The organism is Pseudomonas sp. BJP69 (genome assembly GCF_007633355.1).
GTDB classification, from domain to species: domain Bacteria; phylum Pseudomonadota; class Gammaproteobacteria; order Pseudomonadales; family Pseudomonadaceae; genus Aquipseudomonas; species Aquipseudomonas juntendi.
Window position 1 is genome coordinate 5515951 of the sequence record NZ_CP041933.1, and the last position, 16192, is coordinate 5532142.

The following is a 16192-nucleotide window of genomic DNA, read 5'->3' on the forward strand; positions in this document are numbered from 1 at the left end:
CTCACTCAGAGGCTTGAACACAATCAGCTTGAGGCTGAATTGATCACTGATGCATGACCGATCACCTGCTGTAAACGGTGACATGCGCGTCAGCACGGATCTCACCAGGGAACAGCAAACCCCCTTGGTTAGCGCATTAGCCTTTGCATGTAGGGTTTACTCGCCAACTAGCTCGCCTTCGGCGTCTGGAATGGCCTCGTCGGCTAGTTCGGCTGGGACCTCGGTGGTCTTCTGGTGCTCCAGTCCGCTGCTGTCCAGTAGAACCTCCGCGAGGCGTGCCGAGAAAAACTTGTCGAACGGCTCGAGCTCCTGGTACTCCTCCGGCGCTACCATCAGAGCAATCAGGCGCCCGATAAGGCCGCAGATCCAGTCTGCTGCCTGGATCGTCTGGAACAGGTGGCTTTCTGCCTGGATGGGCGGCTCAATCAGCGTCCGGCACTTCTCGGAGGCGTCCTCAAACATGGCCAGCGTGCAGACTTCGACGTTTTTTTCCCGCCACTCGTTGCCGGCGCGCTGCTCATCGAGCATAAGCATGAAAGTGGAGTCGGACTGGGCACAAAAACGGTCAATTTTGCGCACCGACTGCAGGAGCTGCCTCTTGAACGTCTCGGTTGAGTTGTGTGCATCAGGGTCGGTGACCTTGTGCACGCCTGTGTAGAAGACGTAGCCGCCGACCTTCTTGATGTGGTTCAGGATCCGGAACGTAGCCCGGCGCAGCTCCGGGTATTTGACAACGTTGCGCAGGGCGTAGAGCTGGGACCCCTTCTTTTCCCACTGGTACGCCGGCAGGCCTCGGGGGTTGTCGTTGTCGAGGTCGTACTTCAGAAGCTGGCATTTCAGCTTGAAGAAAAAAATAGCAAACTCGCGGATTTCGGTAGCCGGGAGTATCAAGCCAGCGAACCCAAAGGCGGGGTGTGTTTTGTACTGCGGGTGGTTGCGCGAGACGTATTGGCCGACGTGTCCGAATTCGTCCAGGTAAGCGACGTAATGCGTCATATCTACCGGATCCCTTGCCCCAGAAACACGAAAACCCGCTGCTTTCGCTAGGCGGGTCTCGGAAGGTAGGCACGAGAGTAGCCCCTCATGCGTTGAGGGGAATATATGGACAGATGACAGGCATGTCAATCAAATTTGATTAACCGCCGTGATCTGGCGTGACCTTTCCTGACGCAGAGTGAGCTCTCTCCACGCGGCGTGCCCCTAGGTAGACTCATGAAGGCCTTGACCTCCAGCTCGGCCCCATCAGACAGCGGCGCACAATGGTCTCCGAGCTCGTTGCTGTGACCTAGGTGTCCGCTGCACATAGGGGGCAAGCGATTCGTCGGACTGGAAGCTCATGTTGCTTATTAATAAACTCTGTCACAAAACCTCTGGAAATTCGCGGCCTAGCGGGGAGGTTGATCCTGTGGAAGCGAAATTAAAGGTTGTCACAAAGCATCGCTTTTCAAAAAATCTCGGGGGTTTTCGTTTAATAAAGGTTGTCACAACAATAACGGTTGTCACAGCAAAGGTTCAGCCGGAGAAAAATCGCAGGGGTACGCCTCGGAAAAAACCCGAAAAAATTATGATGGTATCTTTTGTGCTTGGAACGGAGACAGTGGAGTTAGAGAATTGAACTGTGCCAGGACGGTTGCGCTAGAGAAAAACTCCCCGGGCGCGTCATTGACCAGCCAGTCGGTGGGTTGGGCGATGTCATGATGGTCCCGCCTGTGGCGGAGGCGCGTAAGCAACACGTTCTGTGAACGGGGTGTCCCGCACGGCCCGAAATACCGCAGCAGAAATGGAGCACTTTGTGATGAAAGCGAAGGCCTGATGGCTTCCGCATTTCCTCTCAGATCAGTGCGTCTGCTGTGCCATTTCAGTGTGCCTGGGCAGAGCAATCGAGATGAGTGCAGCGACCAATACGAAGACGCTGGAAACCCACAAGCAAGCCTCCAACCCATAGGCCTGAAACACCCAACCTGACAGCAGTGTGCCGACCAAACGACCGAGGGCGTTGGACATGTAGTAGAAGCCTACATCCAGGGAGACGCCATCTTCCTTGGCATAACTGACGATCAGGTAGCTGTGCAGCGATGAGTTCACGGCGAACAGCACACCGAACAGCATCAACCCACCGAGCAAGACTACCTTTGCCGACCAGCCTGCCGACAGGCCCACGGCAATGAGCGCAGGCAGTCCGGCCAGAGCGATTGCCCAGATGAAGGCTGCTCGGCCATCGGGTACATGACCACGCCTCTTGCCGGTGATATGGGGGGCAAACGACTGGACGATGCCATAGCCGATTACCCAGACGGCCAAGAAACCGCCGACCAGCCAGAAGTCCCAGCCAAACGCAGAGCTCAGGTACACCGGTAGTGCCACGACGAACCAGATATCCCGCGCACCGAACAAAACCAGCCGTGCGGCCGAGAGGATGTTGATGGCCCGGCTCTTGGACAGCATGTCGCGGAACTTCGGTTTGGCCTTGGCCTTGCCCAAGTCCTTTTTCAGCAGCATCAGACTACCGATCCAGATCAGGGCCAGCACCGCCGCCATGGCCAGCACCGCCTGGGTGAAACCGAGCAACGCGAGCAATGCTCCCCCGAGGAAAAAACCCACGCCTTTGAGAGCGTTCTTCGAGCCCGTCAGGATGGCCACCCATTTGTAGAGGATGCCTTGCTGGCTGTCCGGCACCAGGAGCTTGATGGAGCTCTTGGCGCTCATTTTGTTCAGGTCCTTGGCGATGCCGGAGAGCGCCTGGGCCGCCATCACCCACGGCACCGTCAGCGAGGCTGCTGGTACCGTGAGCATCAGCAGGGCGAAGACCTGCATGCCAAGGCCGATGTTCATGGTGCGGTTGAGCCCCAGGCGGGCGCCGAGGTAGCCGCCCACGAGGTTAGTGATCACGCCGAACACTTCGTAGAACAGGAACAGCGCCGCGATCTGCAGCGGCGTGTAGCCCAGCGAATGGAAGTGCAGTACCACCAGCATGCGCAAAGCGCCGTCGGTAAGGGTGAAGGCCCAGTAATTGCCGGTAACCAGCAGGTACTGACGCACTTCCGCAGACAGGGCTGACAACGCCTTCATGATCGCCATTTACTCCGCTGCGCCGACCAGGCGTGCTAGTTCAACCGCACGGTTGGCGTAGCCCCACTCGTTGTCGTACCAGGCGTAGATCTTCACTTGGGTACCGTTGACTACGAGGGTGGACAGCGCATCGATGATCGAGGACCGCGGATCGGTGCGGTAGTCGATGGACACCAAGGGGCGTTCTTCGTAGCCCAGGATGTCCTTCAGCGGTCCTTCGGTTGCGGCTTTCAGCAGCGCGTTGACCTCTTCAGCCGTTGTCTCACGTTCCACTTCGAACACGCAGTCGGTCAGCGAGGCGTTGGCCAGTGGTACACGTACGGCGTGACCATTCAGCTTGCCGCGTAGCTCGGGGAAGATCTCGGCGATTGCGGTGGCAGATCCCGTGGTGGTCGGGATCAGGCTCATGCCCGAGGCTCGGGCGCGACGCAGGTCCTTGTGCGGTGTATCCAGAATGCTCTGGGTATTGGTGAGGTCGTGAATGGTGGTGATCGAGCCGTGGCGTATGCCCAGGTTCTCGTGAATCACCTTGACCACCGGGGCCAGGCAGTTAGTGGTGCAGGAAGCGGCGGTGACGATACGATGCTGCGCCGGGTCGAATAGGTGCTGGTTGACGCCCATCACCACGTTCAGTGCGCCTTTCTCCTTCACTGGAGCGCAGACGACCACACGTTTGACGCCTTGATCCAGGTAGGCCTGGAGTACGGCTACCGACTTCATCTTGCCGCTGGCCTCGATGACCAAGTCACAGCCCGACCAGTCGGTGTCCGCGATGGTCTTGTTGGCGGTGACCTTGATGCGCTTGCCCTCGATCACTACCGCGTCGCCCTCTGCGCGGGCTTCACGGTGCCAGCGTCCGTGGATCGAATCGAAGTTGATCAGATGGGCATGGGTCTCGGCGTCACCGGCCGGGTCATTGATCTGCACAAACTCGAATTCCGGCCAGTCCCAGGAGGCGCGAAGCGCCAAGCGACCAATACGGCCAAACCCATTGATACCTACTTTGATAGCCATGTTCTTTTTCTCGAATCGCGATTAGCGAAAGGTCAGAGGGTGTCGCTGAACTGGTTGATATACCCAACGTGCGCAGGGTTCTGGATCGCACGTGGACGCAGGGCCTGGACCTGGGAAACAGCTTCCTGCACAGGGATGCCGCACTCGATCATCAGGCGGGCGGCAAACAGGCCGGTGCGGCCAGAGCCGCCCTTGCAGTGAATGGCGATCGTCTTACCGGTCATCACCAGCTCTTTCAGGCGTTCCCGGTGAGCCTTCCAGGCGGCCGCAAACGGCTCACCGGGCGCTTCGTCATCCTCGACCGGCAGGTGGAACCATTCGAGGCCCAGCAGTTGGCACTCCTCGGGAAGCAGATCGATCTCGTTCTGCAGCAGTTCTTCACTCGGCATCAGGGTTACCAGCGCGCTTGCGCCGGCATCGTGCAACGTTGCCAGAGCCTGAGATACCGATGTCTCCTTGGTACCTGGGCACGGAGTGAAGATCAGCTGGCCGACCAGTTCGGAATTAGCCAACACTGAATACGGGTGCAATTGCATGCTCACAAAGCCTCAAATGGATCGTTGATTGACACGCTTGGATAGTTCTTCAGCCGACTCTTTACGTTCGGAGTAGCGATCGACCAGGTAGTCGGAGCGATCACGAAGCAGCAGGGTGAACTTCACCAGCTCCTCCATTACGTCGACAACACGGTCGTAGTACGAAGAGGGTTTCATGCGACCCGCCTCGTCGAATTCCAGATAGGCCTTCGGCACGGACGACTGGTTAGGGATGGTGAACATGCGCATCCAGCGGCCGAGGACGCGCAGCTGGTTGACCACGTTGAAAGACTGCGAGCCGCCGCAGACCTGCATCACCGCGAGGGTTTTGCCTTGAGTGGGGCGCACGGCGCCCATGCTCAGTGGAATCCAGTCGATCTGCGACTTGAACACGCCAGTCATCGCGCCGTGGCGCTCTGGCGAGCACCAGACCATGCCTTCCGACCACAGCACCAGGTCGCGCAGCTCCTTGACTATGGGGTGGTCATCGGGCACGTCATCCGCCAGTGGCAGCCCGGTCGGATTGAAGATCCGCGTCTCGGCACCGAAGTGCTCCAGCAGGCGTGCCGCTTCTTCCGTCAGCAGGCGGCTGAACGAGCGTTCGCGGGTCGATCCGTACAGCAGCAGGATGCGAGGGTTATGGGTGGACTTTTGCTCGACTGCCAGTTTGTCTGCTGTCGGCAGGTCGACCAGATCGTTGTCGATATTCGGGATATGGTGTTCGGTCATGATTTACTCCTGAGTCAAGGCGCCAGATGGCTGATCGAACCAGCGGCGCTTGAGCCACAAGGCCACGCCCACCAGGGAGATCAGTACCGGCACTTCCACCAAGGGCCCGATGACGGTGGCAAACGCGACCGGCGAGGCAAGGCCGAAGGTGGCGATGGCCACGGCAATGGCCAGTTCGAAATTGTTGCTCGCTGCAGTGAACGCCAGCGCCGTGGTACGTGGGTAGTCAGCTTCCAACAGCTTGCCCATCCAGAAGCTGATGAAGAACATCACCACGAAGTAGATGGTCAGCGGGATAGCGATGCGCAGCACATCCAGCGGCAGTTGCAGCACCATGTCGCCTTTCAGGCTGAACATGGCGACGATGGTCAGCAGCAACGCCACAAGGGTCAGCGGGCTGATCTTCGGGATGAATCGCTCCTGGTACCAGGTCTCGCCCTTGCTGCTGATCAGGATCTTGCGGGTCAGGAAACCAGCCAGGAACGGGATGCCCAGGTAGATCAGCACCGATTGGGCGATATCGAGGAAGCTGGTCTCAATGACGCTACCTTCAAGGCCAAACAGCGGCGGCAACAGCCCCAGGAAGATCCAGGCGTACACGCTAAAGAACAGGATCTGGAAAATGCTGTTGAAGGCGACCAGACCCGCCACGTACTGGTTGTTGCCACCGGCGATCTGGTTCCACACCAGCACCATGGCGATGCAGCGTGCCAAGCCGATGAGGATCAGGCCGGTCATGTACTCAGGCTTGTCGGAAAGGAAGACAACGGCCAGCCCGAACATCAGGACCGGGCCGATCACCCAGTTCTGGATCAGCGACAGGGCAAGGATGCGCTTGTCCTTGAATACCTGTGGCAACTCCTCGTATTTCACCTTCGCCAGAGGTGGGTACATCATTACGATGAGGCCAATGGCGATGGGGATGTTTGTCGAGCCTACCGACAGGCTATTCAGCCACGCAGGCAATCCCTGGAACAGGCTGCCCAGACCAATGCCCAGGCCCATGGCCAGAAAGATCCACACCGTCAGGTAGCGGTCTAGAAAGGAAAGTCGGCTTTTGCTCATGGTGGATCTCCCTAAACGTCAGAGCGTTCCGATACGGGCCAGCTCGGCCTTAAGCTGGGCGGCATCCAATTGTTCGAAAGGCAGCGCGAGGAATGCATTGAGGCGTCGTTTGATCTGCTCAAGCGTGACGTCGAACGCTGCGTCCAGTTCGGCGGTGTTGCCCTGCTGGTCAGAAGGGTCAGAAAGCCCCCAGTGGGCTTTCACTGCTGGTCCGAAGAACACGGGGCAGGCTTCGCCAGCGGCCTTGTCGCAGACGGTGATGACAAAGTCCGGTGCCAGCTCGGCATGCGCGTCACTTGACTTGCTGCTGAGGCCCTCGGTGGAGATACCAGCACGCTGCAGCGCGGTGATGGACAGCGGGTGCACATCACCCTTTGGCTGGCTGCCGGCGCTGTAGGCCTTCATGCCGGCCGGGGCCAGATGATTGAAAACAGCCTCGGAGAGGATGCTGCGGCAGCTATTGGCGGTGCAGAGGAACAGAACTTTCATCGGTTTTTCTCGGCAATGATCAGCAGCAGGAGGCGACGCGTTGAGGGCGGTCACCCATTGTGTCCAGTCGTTTAGTGCTAGCACTCAGCCATTCGCGGTTGGCCTCCAGCGTCGTCGCCAGGACCTCACGTACCCAGCCGGGAAGCGATGGATGCAGGCGGTAATAAACCCACTGGCCCTGACGCCGGTCTTCCAGCAGGTCACACGTGCGCAGTTGCGCCAGGTGGCGGGAAACCTTGGGCTGGCTTTCTTCCAGCGCGCAGGTCAGTTCACAGACGCAGAGTTCTTCCTCGCGAGAGATCAGCAGCATCATCCGAATGCGGTTCTCGTCGGCGAGGCATTTGAAAACCTTGGTAGGTGTCAGCGAGTCAGTCATAGCAATTCTCAGTGTTTAGTTTTCACGAGGACGAACATTTTGATGCGCTCATGAATCTCATGAAGCGTGCGTCGGAAGGCATCGTGTTGGTCACTGGTAACAGGGTCTTCGAAGTTCCACGCCAGAACCTCGCCGAGGGCAGGCAAAGTAAGGCACTCATGGGCTGCCTTGTCGCAGAGCGTAATCAAGTAGTCGAACCGTTCCCCTGCAAACTCGTCGATGGACTTGCTGCGTAGAGCCTTGGTATCGATATCGAGATATTCGAGGGCGTCATAGGTGCGCGGATCGACTTGGCCAGGCTGGGTACCTGCGCTAAAAACTTCGAAATGCACAGGGTCTGTGTGCCGGAGCAAAGCTTCGGCGAGCTGGGAGCGAGCGGCGTTTGCGGTGCAAACAAACAGAACGCGGGTCTTGCCAGTCATCACTTGGTACCCTGAGTGTATATGGTTTTTCGAATATACGCTTTTTCGAATGTGTCGCAACCCCTCGATGATGGGTGGCTTTACATGTGCGCGTTCATGCACATATATTGGCTGCATGACGACCAACCAAAATCTCCGTGCTCAAGCCATCGAAGCCGCCATCGAGTCGCTAGACGAGACCTTCTTCAAAGCGCTTTGCGAGCCTTCCAGAGTCGCGGTTTTCAAGCGCGTACTTTTGCTCGGCCGGGCGGATGTCGGCGAAATCGCCAAAGAGCTGCCACAGGAGCGCTCGGTGATCTCCAGGCACCTGCAGGTATTGCATGACGCCAAGATCGTGAAGGCCACCAAGGTGGGTCGGCAGGTGTTCTATGAAGTAAATGGTGGGTCGATCGTCGAGCGACTGGAGGGCCTGCTCCAGCGAACCAAAGGTCTAGTATCGATCTGCTGTCCGTAGTCCGGCCTTTTTTTGCCTTTAGATATGCATGAGTGCGCATATATGAATGAGTTGGATCGCGTTCTGGATGTGGTCGTTATCGGTGGTGGGCAAGCAGGTTTGGCGACTGGCTGGCATTTACAGCAGCACGGCTTGGATTACCTCATCTTGGATGAGCAGACATCCCCGGGCGGTAACTGGCGTAACTACTACGAAAGCTTGCAGTTGTTCTCACCATCGGAGTACTCAGCGCTGCCGGGGCGAGCGTTTCTTGGCGATCCCAAGGACTACCCGGTGCGAAATGAAGTGGTGCAGTACCTGGAGGCATACGCCGCCGAGTTTCAGCTCCCTTTTCAGGGCGGTACCCGAGTGGTGGCGGTCGTACAGAAGGGCAAGGCATTTGAGGTTCGCACCGCCAACGGAGCGAATTTCACTACGCGTGCTGTGGTAGTGGCATCAGGTGGCTTCAGCCGTCCTTTCATGCCTGACATTCCTGGGCTAGAGAGCTTTTCAGGACACTGTCTGCAGATAAAAAAGCAGCTCCGAAAAGCTGCTTTTCTGCCCTACTCCCCCTTTTTATGCTTGTGGGGTTTCAGGTCTGGGTGATCCTTCTGCTTCTCAGGCGTGACCCGCTGCCTCTTGTCCGGAGTGCCATCTTCGTTGGTGCGTTTAGGGCCTGGCTTGATGCTCATGCAAATTTCCTTTTCCGCTTGGGTTGTTGAGTACTGCTATGTAGTTAGTCGAGCTTCTGGCTGCTGTCAAAGCAGCTCGATGTGGAATCGCTATCGACCTCACGTGTTCAGCCCGTTGCAGCATTAGAGGCCTGAGTAGGTGCTTCCGGTCAAAGTCTTGCAAGGGGCAGTAAAATCAAGAGCTGAGCGATACGAGGATGTCTGGACGTTCATCATCCCGAGTACGGTGTGGAACAGGTTGTCGTGGCTCAGTGGCGAGCTCGTCTGTGCTTTCAAGCAGCCCACATTGAGGCGTTCGCTTTTCGCGAGAGAATCAGACATCCAGAGCACCAATGGCACCTTGGTTTGCTCATCTGGGGCCATCGCATAGGGCAGCCCATGCAGGTAAAGACCACCCTCTCCCAGTGACTCTCCGTGATCTGAGACGTACATGAGCGCAGTGTCGAATTTGGTATTCGCAGCCAGGATGTCGATCAGCCCGGCCGTCACGTAGTCGGTGTAGAGGATCGAATTGTCGTAGGCATTGATCACCTCCTGCTGCTTACATTTGTCGAGCTCATTGGTCTCGCAGACCGGCCCGAATTTCTTGAACTGCGGGGGGTAGCGCTTGTAGTAGGCCGGGCCGTGACTACCTTTGTAGTGGAGCACCAGGACTGCATCGCCTTCCTGACGCTTGATGAAGTCCTCCATCTCCGAAAGCAGCACCCCGTCCTTGCACTCGTCGCTGGTACACAGTTGAGCATCTGCGTGTTGGGTAGCCTTGTGGTTTGGCACCCGATCACAGACCCCTTTGCAGCCCGAATTGTTATCAGTCCACATGACACTGATGCCTGCCCGCTGAAGCACATCGAGCAGCCCTTCTCGGCTCTTGGCCAAGCCGTCCTTGTACTCATCCCTCCCGACGTCCAAGAACATGCATGGCAGGGAAACCGCAGTGGCAGTGCCGCACGAGCTCACATTCGAGAAGCTGATGACATTGCGCTTTTCCAGCTCTGGATTCGTATCGCGGGAGTAGCCATTAAGGGAGAAGTTGGCGGAACGTGCGGTTTCCCCCACTGCCAGTACCAGCAGCTTGGGTTTGCGAGCCGCTCCCTGCCTGGTCACCACGGCGTCGGTACCAATGGAGGTCAGCGCTTTCGGTGTGGCCAGCTTGCGTTTCAGGTAACCATGACCGGCAGCAAACAAATTGGTGGGAACCAGAATGAGCCGGATCTCCCGATTGTTGCGTAGGAGGGAGGCATAAGACTGGTACTGGCTCAGCACGATACCAGCAAGGGTTACCAGTGCGAGCGACAGGACGATGAGTCTGCTACCCAACGCTTTGGTCCAGGGCTTGCGTCGCAGGGGCACCAGACAGATCAGGTAGACGGGCAATACCCCTACCATTGCCACCCAGAGGCCAAGTTTCCAGTTCAGTAGCTCGGACACCTCACCGACGTCGGTCTCCACGACGTTGGTGAACATCGTGTAATCAATGACGATGCCGTAAGCACTCATGAAGTAGCTGGCGAACGACGCGCTGATCAGCACCAGGCACAGCAGAGGTTTTGCGAGTCTTGACCATGACAGCAAGCTAAGTACGGTGAACACCCAAACGAACACTACGACTGGCAGGCTGGCGGCGAGCAACCAGTTAACTTCATCAGTGTTGAATGCCAGGCGCCAGAGCACACGCCAAAGCTCAGCGTTCACGAACAACAACAACCAAAAAGTTACTAGCGCGATGAGTAAATTGGTGCTGATGCCTTCCTGTCTAACTTTGCGAATAGCATGGATCCATTTACTTAACAGGATGTGAACAATGGATTTAGAAGGTGTCATTATCAAACTCTAGGGAGCTGCTCATCCATGGCGCTGGTTATGAATAGTCGGGAGCTAAACGGCAAGCCATCGACAGACACTGAGCGAATCAGGCCGTACAGAGCGCCAGAGACCTTGATCCCCTTAGCCTGAGGACGCTTAGGATGTGTGAGGCATAGGATTAAATGAGAAATTAGCTCTCGCTAGGCGCATTATTTCCGCCACACGATAACGTCATGATGACTTCGCGATTACAATGCTGACAGAATCGCGATAATGACTTTTTCGATTGTAAATGCTCAGGCTATGATAAAAAATCGGACAGGTCCGACTCTTTGAGTAGTCAATGCCATCTGGCGAATTAAATTAAATTTCATAAACAAACCAGCTTCGTTTTGTCGTACGCTAATTTTGAACTTTTACTTTAACTTAAAAGTCATTCTAACGAGCAGAACACTTCTTTCACCTTTTGCTCGTGCTGATGTCACCTATCGATGAGGGACGAATACCATGAGTTTTCTCAAAAATTTATTGGGCGGCCACCACGGCCGTGGCAACCACGGCGGTGGCAAGCATCACGGTAGTGGGCACGGGAGTGATCGACATGACCGGCATGGTCGCTTCGAGCAGCAGCAATCCTGCGACAGTAATGACCGGGTGATTGAGGATGGTCGCGTAATAGCTCAAGCCCCAATCAAAGATCTGCAGACTTGCAGGCACTGCCGGACCGCAAACGCCCCGTCCGCACGCTTTTGTCTAAACTGCGGAACACCACTATCGAGTGGTTGCACGGCCTGCGGCTCATCCCTGACAGCAGGAGCAAAATTCTGCAGCCAGTGCGGCCAAGCCACCCATTAGCGCATGGCCACACTGGAAATCCAACGCGACCACTACCCTGTGCAAGGAGAAATACGTGGGATCGAATCATGATCATGGCAGTGCCGCGCTTCGTGAGGGGCATCAGAAGAAACTAGTCATGGCATTGGTCCTGACCGGTAGCTTCATGATCGCTGAAGTGATCGGCGCATGGATTACCGGCAGCCTGGCGTTGCTGTCGGATGCGTCTCACATGTTCACCGACACCGCCGCTTTGGCAATTTCGTTGATTGCGCTTCAGATCGCAAAGCGGCCGGCGGATCAGAAAAGAACCTTTGGCTATGCGCGGTTGGAGATCCTAGCCTCCACGTTCAACGCCGTGCTGCTCTTCCTGGTGGCGATGTACATCTTGTACGAGGCCTACCAGCGCTTCTTCATGCCGGCGGAGATCGCCACCGGGGCGATGATGTGGATCGCAATTGTCGGCCTGATCATCAACCTGATTTCAATGCGACTGCTGGCATCTGCCAGCAACGAGAGCCTCAACGTCAAAGGCGCCTACCTCGAAGTCTGGAGCGACATGCTCGGATCGTTGGGCGTGATCATCGCAGCCCTCATTATCCGCTTTACCGGCTGGACCTGGGTCGACACGGTTGTCGCCGTAGCGATCGGCCTTTGGGTATTGCCGCGGACTTGGCAATTGCTTCGAGAGAGCCTGGGGATTCTTATGGAAGGTGTACCCCGGGGGCTCAACGTGGCGGCAATCGAGGCCACGATCCTCAAGGTCGACGGCGTCACGGATGTCCATGACTTGCACGTTTGGGCCGTCAGCAGCGGAAGCAACGTGATGACGTCGCACGTGGTCGTCCGAGACGCAGCAGATGGAGATGCTGTGCTAGCGGCCGTCGTGGATGCAGTCAGCGACGCGTTCGAAATCCATCACTGCACCATTCAGATCGAGCGCGCAGCTTTCCACGAGAACGTTCCGTCGCCGTCGCATTGATCGGCCGGTAGACACCTGATCAACACACCGCCGCCAACGTCGGGGGGGTGTTGTCGAGGAAAGGTAAGGATGGATAGGCGACAGCAGAAGCAGGGGGGCTCGCAGAATTCGGAAAAAATCGTACGCTAAGGTTTTCCGGGCATCCGTAGGGGCCGAAACTTCCCGTCTTCCAGTCTGCGGCTCTGCCGCCAGACGTAATCGCCGGTGAGGTTGATGTGCTCCCAGCCCAGCGGCGACAGGAATTGCAGCAGCTCGCCGTCCACCGGCTTGCCGGCCTCGACCAACCCCTGGGTGGCGCGCTCCAGGTACACCGTGTTCCACAGCACGATAGCCGCCGTCACCAGGTTGAGGCCGCTGGCCCGGTAGCGCTGCTGCTCGAAGCTCCGATCCCTGATTTCCCCAAGGCGGTTGAAGAACACCGCCCTGGCCAGCGAGTTGCGCGCCTCACCTTTGTTCAGGCCGGCATGCACGCGGCGGCGCAGCTCAACACTTTGCAGCCAGTCTAGGATGAACAGCGTGCGTTCGATCCGGCCCAGCTCGCGCAGGGCCACGGCCAGGCCGTTCTGGCGCGGATAGCTGCCGAGCTTGCGCAGCATCAGCGAGGCAGTGACGGTGCCCTGTTTGATCGAGCTGGCCAGGCGCAGGATGTCGTCCCAATGGGCGCGGACGTGCTTGATGTTCAGGGTGCCGCCGATCAGCGGCCGCAGCGTCGGGTAGGTCTGCACGCCCTGCGGCACGTACAGCTTGGTTTCGCCGAGGTCGCGGATGCGCGGCGCGAAACGGAAGCCCAGCAGGTGCATCAGGGCGAAGACGTGATCGGTGAAGCCGGCCGTGTCGGTGTAGTGCTCCTCGATCCGCAGGTCGGACTCGTGGTACAGCAGGCCGTCGAGCACATAGGTGGAATCGCGCACGCCGACATTCACCACGCGGGTGCTGAACGGCGCGTACTGGTCGGAGATATGGGTGTAGAACAGCCGTCCCGGCTCACTGCCGTACTTCGGGTTGACGTGTCCGGTGCTCTCGCCCCGGCCGCCAGCCCGGAAACGCTGGCCATCGGAGGATGAGGTGGTGCCGTCGCCCCAGTGGGCGGCGAAGGCATGCTGGTACTGGTGGTTGACCAGCTCGGCCAGGGCCGCCGAATAGGTCTCGTCGCGGATGTGCCAGGCTTGCAGCCAGGACAGCTTGGCGTAGGTCAGACCGGGGCTCGACTCGGCCATCTTGGTCAGCCCGAGGTTGATCGCATCACCGAGGATCGCGGACAGCAGCAACGTCCGGTCTTTGGCCTCGGCCCCGTCCTTCAGGTGGGTGAAGTGGCGGCTGAAGCCCGTCCAGTCGTCCACGTCCATCAGCAGTTCGGTGATCTTGATGCGCGGCAGTAACTGACTGGTCTGGTCGATCAGCGCCTGCGCCCGATCCGGCACCGCCGCATCCAGCGGGGTGATCTTCAACCCGGACTCGGTGAGGATGGCATCGGGCAGCTCGTTGTCCTTGGCCAGGCGGGCGACAGTGGCCAACTGCTCGTCCAGCAGCTGCAAGCGCTCTTCCAGATACTGGTCGCTGTTCGGGTTGATCGCCAGCGGCAGGGCCTGTTCCCGCTTGAGCGCGGCGAACTTCTCGGCCGGCAACAGGTAGTCGTCGAAGTCGCGGAACTGCCGCGAGCCCTTGACCCAGATGTCGCCGGAGCGCAGGGCGTTCTTCAGCTCGGACAGGGCGCAGATTTCGTAGAAGCGCCGGTCGAGGCCTTCCGGGGTGATCACCAGTGGCTTCCAGCGCGGCTTGATGAAGGCGGTGGGAGCATCGGCCGGCACCTTGCGCAGGTTGTCGGCGTTCATCTCGCGCAGCGTCTGCACGGCTGCCAGCACGCCCTGCGCGGCCGGGGCGGCGCGCAGCTCCAATACCTCCAGCAGAGCCGGCGTGTAGCGGCGCAGGGTGGCGAAGTTCTCGCCGACCAGGTGCAGGTGGTCGAAGCCCTCCGGCCGGGCCAGCAGCTCGGCTTCGCTGACGCTCTCGGTGAACTCGTCCCAGGGGATCACCGCCTCGATGGCGGCATAGGGGTCGCTGCCGGCTTCCTTGGCCTCCAGCAGCGCCTGGCCGATCTTGGAGTACAGGCGCACCTTGTCGTTGATCGCCTTGCCCTGCTTCTGGAACTGCTGCTGATGCTTGTGCTTCGCGCCGCTGAACAGCTTGACTAGGATGCGGTCGTGCAGATCCACCAGCTCATCAATCACGGTTGCAGTGCTCTCCAGCACCACGGCGGCCAGGGTCGCATAGCGCCGCTGCGGCTCGAACTTGCCGAGGTCTTTGGGCGTCATCTGCCCACCCTCGCGGGCCAGCTTGAGCAGGCGGTTCTGGTGGATGTGCCGGCCCAGGACTTCGGGCAAGTCCACCAGCTGAAATGTCTTCAGCCGCTCGATGTGCTCAAGCATGTGCCGAGAGTTGGGTTTCAGCGGTGCCTGGCGCAGCCAGGTCAACCAGGTGATGCTGCTGCCGGCCTTGAGCTTCAACAGCTCGTCCAGCTTGGCCCGATGCGAGTCCGTGAGCGGTTCAACCAGGGCGCGGTAGACCCGCCGATTGGCCCGTGCAATGGCCTCCGAGCAAGCCCGGTCGATCACGCTCAACGCCGGCAGGATGCGTCGCTTCTGCCGCAGGCTCTCCAGCGCCTGGCCGGCCAGCAGCAAGCCCTTGTCGGTCTGCTGGGCCAGTTCGGTCAGCTCGCGCACCAGGGCGCGGAAGTCGGACAGGCCGAACGGGGCCAGTTGAAGGTAGGTGCGCAGTTCCTGGGCGTGCTCGCGACGGGTCACATCGCGCTCGCCGTACTTCGTCCAACTCGCCGGATCGGTCTGGACTTGCTTGGCCACCCACAGGATGACCGGTTCGGGCAGCTCGCTGTCAGTGCCCAACGCATAGCCGGGGTAGCGCAGCAGGCAGAGTTGCACGGCGAAGCCGAGGCGGTTGGCGTCGCCGCGCCGCTGACGGATCAGCGACAGGTCGGAGTCGTTGAAGGTGTAGTAGCGGATCAGGTCATCCTGGCTTTCTGGCAACGCGAGCAGGGTGCCCCGCTCCGTGGCCGAGAGGATCAAGCGACGCGGCATGTGTCAGTCGTCCGTGCGGAGGTACTGGTAGAGGGTTTCCCGGCTGATGTTGAACTCGCGGGCAAGCTGCGCCTTGGGCTCGCCGGCCGTCGCTCGCTGCCGCAGGGTAGCAGCCTGCTCATCGGACAGGGCTTTCTTGCGGCCCCGGTACGCGCCACGCTGCTTGGCCAAGGTGATGCCCTCACGCTGCCGCTCGCGGATCAGGGCGCGCTCGAACTCAGCGAAGGCCCCCATCACCGACAGCATCAGGTTGGCCATCGGCGAGTCCTCGCCAGTGAACACCAGGCCCTCCTTCAGGAACTCGATGCGCACGCCGCGTTGAGTCAGCTTCTGTACCAAGCGACGCAGGTCATCGAGGTTGCGGGCCAGCCGGTCCATGCTGTGCACCACCACTGTATCGCCTTCGCGGACGAAGCTCAGCAGCGCTTCGAGCTGGGGGCGCTGGGTGTCCTTGCCCGATGCCTTGTCGGTGAACACCTTGCTCACCTGTGTCTGTTCCAGCTGGCGTTCCGGGTTCTGGTCGAAGCTGCTGACCCGGACGTAGCCGATGCGGTGCCCCTGCACGATGTCTCCTTGGTTGAAGGCGGCTTAAGTGCTCCTTCTGTTCCGTTGTGCCTCAAACCCCGTTTCTGTCAGGCTGAAATCTATGACCTTCG

At 58.9% G+C, this 16192-nt stretch carries 17 protein-coding genes; 4 read left to right on the forward strand and 13 right to left on the reverse strand.

What is annotated here, in order from left to right:
* Window positions 1–156: 156 nt before the first annotated feature.
* The 9 genes from FPB55_RS25725 to FPB55_RS25770 form a co-directional block, all read right to left on the reverse strand.
* Window positions 157–996 (reverse strand): DUF3800 domain-containing protein, encoded by an 840-nt coding sequence (locus tag FPB55_RS25725; RefSeq protein ID WP_125854458.1) that lies wholly within the window; start codon window positions 994–996, stop codon window positions 157–159.
* A gap of 840 nt (window positions 997–1836) precedes the next feature.
* Window positions 1837–3069 carry an organoarsenical effux MFS transporter ArsJ gene (gene arsJ / locus FPB55_RS25735; RefSeq protein WP_044047293.1) on the reverse strand — a complete coding sequence of 411 codons (1233 nt, stop codon included), beginning with the start codon at window positions 3067–3069 and terminating at the stop codon, window positions 1837–1839.
* Window positions 3070–3078: 9 nt separating this feature from the next.
* Window positions 3079–4083, reverse strand: coding sequence for an ArsJ-associated glyceraldehyde-3-phosphate dehydrogenase (locus FPB55_RS25740; RefSeq protein ID WP_013974856.1), 1005 nt, complete (start codon window positions 4081–4083; stop codon window positions 3079–3081).
* 32 nt (window positions 4084–4115) lie between these two features.
* Window positions 4116–4619: a cyclin-dependent kinase inhibitor 3 family protein gene (locus FPB55_RS25745; RefSeq protein ID WP_013974857.1), complete on the reverse strand. Its 504-nt coding sequence runs from the start codon at window positions 4617–4619 to the stop codon at window positions 4116–4118.
* Between the two features lie 12 nt (window positions 4620–4631).
* Window positions 4632–5348 (reverse strand): arsenical resistance protein ArsH, encoded by a 717-nt coding sequence (gene arsH / locus FPB55_RS25750; RefSeq protein ID WP_013974858.1) that lies wholly within the window; start codon window positions 5346–5348, stop codon window positions 4632–4634.
* A gap of 3 nt (window positions 5349–5351) precedes the next feature.
* On the reverse strand, window positions 5352–6413 hold the full coding sequence (gene arsB / locus FPB55_RS25755; RefSeq protein ID WP_054912979.1) for an ACR3 family arsenite efflux transporter: 1062 nt from the start codon (window positions 6411–6413) through the stop codon (window positions 5352–5354).
* A gap of 18 nt (window positions 6414–6431) precedes the next feature.
* Window positions 6432–6902, reverse strand: a complete 471-nt coding sequence (locus tag FPB55_RS25760) for an arsenate reductase ArsC (RefSeq protein WP_044047179.1) — start codon at window positions 6900–6902, stop codon at window positions 6432–6434.
* A gap of 19 nt (window positions 6903–6921) precedes the next feature.
* On the reverse strand, window positions 6922–7278 hold the full coding sequence (locus tag FPB55_RS25765; RefSeq protein ID WP_044047180.1) for a metalloregulator ArsR/SmtB family transcription factor: 357 nt from the start codon (window positions 7276–7278) through the stop codon (window positions 6922–6924).
* An 8-nt stretch (window positions 7279–7286) separates the two neighbouring features.
* Window positions 7287–7700: an arsenate reductase ArsC gene (locus FPB55_RS25770; protein WP_044047181.1), complete on the reverse strand. Its 414-nt coding sequence runs from the start codon at window positions 7698–7700 to the stop codon at window positions 7287–7289.
* A 115-nt stretch (window positions 7701–7815) separates the two neighbouring features.
* Between FPB55_RS25770 and FPB55_RS25775 the strand changes: the two genes are divergently transcribed.
* Together FPB55_RS25775 and FPB55_RS25780 are read left to right on the forward strand one after the other, a co-directional pair.
* The gene (locus tag FPB55_RS25775) at window positions 7816–8154 is read left to right on the forward strand and encodes a metalloregulator ArsR/SmtB family transcription factor (protein ID WP_013974863.1); all 339 of its coding nucleotides are present in this window, start codon (window positions 7816–7818) and stop codon (window positions 8152–8154) included.
* Between the two features lie 42 nt (window positions 8155–8196).
* Window positions 8197–8739, forward strand: coding sequence for an NAD(P)/FAD-dependent oxidoreductase (locus FPB55_RS25780; RefSeq protein WP_013974864.1), 543 nt, complete (start codon window positions 8197–8199; stop codon window positions 8737–8739).
* Window positions 8740–8948: 209 nt separating this feature from the next.
* Here the strand turns inward: FPB55_RS25780 and FPB55_RS25785 are convergent, their stop codons facing one another.
* Window positions 8949–10646 (reverse strand): phosphoethanolamine--lipid A transferase, encoded by a 1698-nt coding sequence (locus FPB55_RS25785; RefSeq protein WP_044047182.1) that lies wholly within the window; start codon window positions 10644–10646, stop codon window positions 8949–8951.
* 507 nt (window positions 10647–11153) lie between these two features.
* The gene (locus FPB55_RS26800) at window positions 11154–11345 is read right to left on the reverse strand and encodes a hypothetical protein (protein ID WP_044047183.1); all 192 of its coding nucleotides are present in this window, start codon (window positions 11343–11345) and stop codon (window positions 11154–11156) included.
* Here FPB55_RS26800 and FPB55_RS26805 point away from each other — a divergent pair.
* Together FPB55_RS26805 and FPB55_RS25795 are read left to right on the forward strand one after the other, a co-directional pair.
* Entirely contained in the window at window positions 11283–11483 is a 201-nt protein-coding gene (locus FPB55_RS26805; RefSeq protein WP_224459391.1) for a zinc ribbon domain-containing protein, read from the forward strand. The genes FPB55_RS26800 and FPB55_RS26805 overlap by 63 nt on opposite strands.
* 55 nt (window positions 11484–11538) lie before the next feature.
* Entirely contained in the window at window positions 11539–12444 is a 906-nt protein-coding gene (locus tag FPB55_RS25795; protein WP_047595902.1) for a cation diffusion facilitator family transporter, read from the forward strand.
* 125 nt (window positions 12445–12569) lie between these two features.
* Here the strand turns inward: FPB55_RS25795 and FPB55_RS25800 are convergent, their stop codons facing one another.
* Window positions 12570–15536 carry a Tn3-like element TnAs1 family transposase gene (locus tag FPB55_RS25800; protein ID WP_010921731.1) on the reverse strand — a complete coding sequence of 989 codons (2967 nt, stop codon included), beginning with the start codon at window positions 15534–15536 and terminating at the stop codon, window positions 12570–12572.
* Window positions 15537–15539: 3 nt separating this feature from the next.
* Window positions 15540–16100 carry a recombinase family protein gene (locus FPB55_RS25805; protein WP_010921730.1) on the reverse strand — a complete coding sequence of 187 codons (561 nt, stop codon included), beginning with the start codon at window positions 16098–16100 and terminating at the stop codon, window positions 15540–15542.
* Between the last annotated feature and the right edge of the window lie 92 nt (window positions 16101–16192).

What these genes read in the sequence shown, in the direction of transcription:
- FPB55_RS25765 (WP_044047180.1), bottom strand. Translation starts at nt 7,278, where the DNA reads ATGACTGACTCGCTGACACCTACCAAGGTTTTCAAATGCCTCGCCGAC.
- FPB55_RS25800 (WP_010921731.1), bottom strand. Translation starts at nt 15,536, where the DNA reads ATGCCGCGTCGCTTGATCCTCTCGGCCACGGAGCGGGGCACCCTGCTC.
- arsB (WP_054912979.1), bottom strand. Translation starts at nt 6,413, where the DNA reads ATGAGCAAAAGCCGACTTTCCTTTCTAGACCGCTACCTGACGGTGTGG.
- FPB55_RS25745 (WP_013974857.1), bottom strand. Translation starts at nt 4,619, where the DNA reads ATGCAATTGCACCCGTATTCAGTGTTGGCTAATTCCGAACTGGTCGGC.
- arsJ (WP_044047293.1), bottom strand. Translation starts at nt 3,069, where the DNA reads ATGAAGGCGTTGTCAGCCCTGTCTGCGGAAGTGCGTCAGTACCTGCTG.
- FPB55_RS25785 (WP_044047182.1), bottom strand. Translation starts at nt 10,646, where the DNA reads ATGACACCTTCTAAATCCATTGTTCACATCCTGTTAAGTAAATGGATC.
- FPB55_RS25780 (WP_013974864.1), top strand. Translation starts at nt 8,197, where the DNA reads ATGAATGAGTTGGATCGCGTTCTGGATGTGGTCGTTATCGGTGGTGGG.
- FPB55_RS25760 (WP_044047179.1), bottom strand. Translation starts at nt 6,902, where the DNA reads ATGAAAGTTCTGTTCCTCTGCACCGCCAATAGCTGCCGCAGCATCCTC.
- FPB55_RS25740 (WP_013974856.1), bottom strand. Translation starts at nt 4,083, where the DNA reads ATGGCTATCAAAGTAGGTATCAATGGGTTTGGCCGTATTGGTCGCTTG.
- FPB55_RS25725 (WP_125854458.1), bottom strand. Translation starts at nt 996, where the DNA reads ATGACGCATTACGTCGCTTACCTGGACGAATTCGGACACGTCGGCCAA.
- FPB55_RS25775 (WP_013974863.1), top strand. Translation starts at nt 7,816, where the DNA reads ATGACGACCAACCAAAATCTCCGTGCTCAAGCCATCGAAGCCGCCATC.
- arsH (WP_013974858.1), bottom strand. Translation starts at nt 5,348, where the DNA reads ATGACCGAACACCATATCCCGAATATCGACAACGATCTGGTCGACCTG.
- FPB55_RS25770 (WP_044047181.1), bottom strand. Translation starts at nt 7,700, where the DNA reads ATGACTGGCAAGACCCGCGTTCTGTTTGTTTGCACCGCAAACGCCGCT.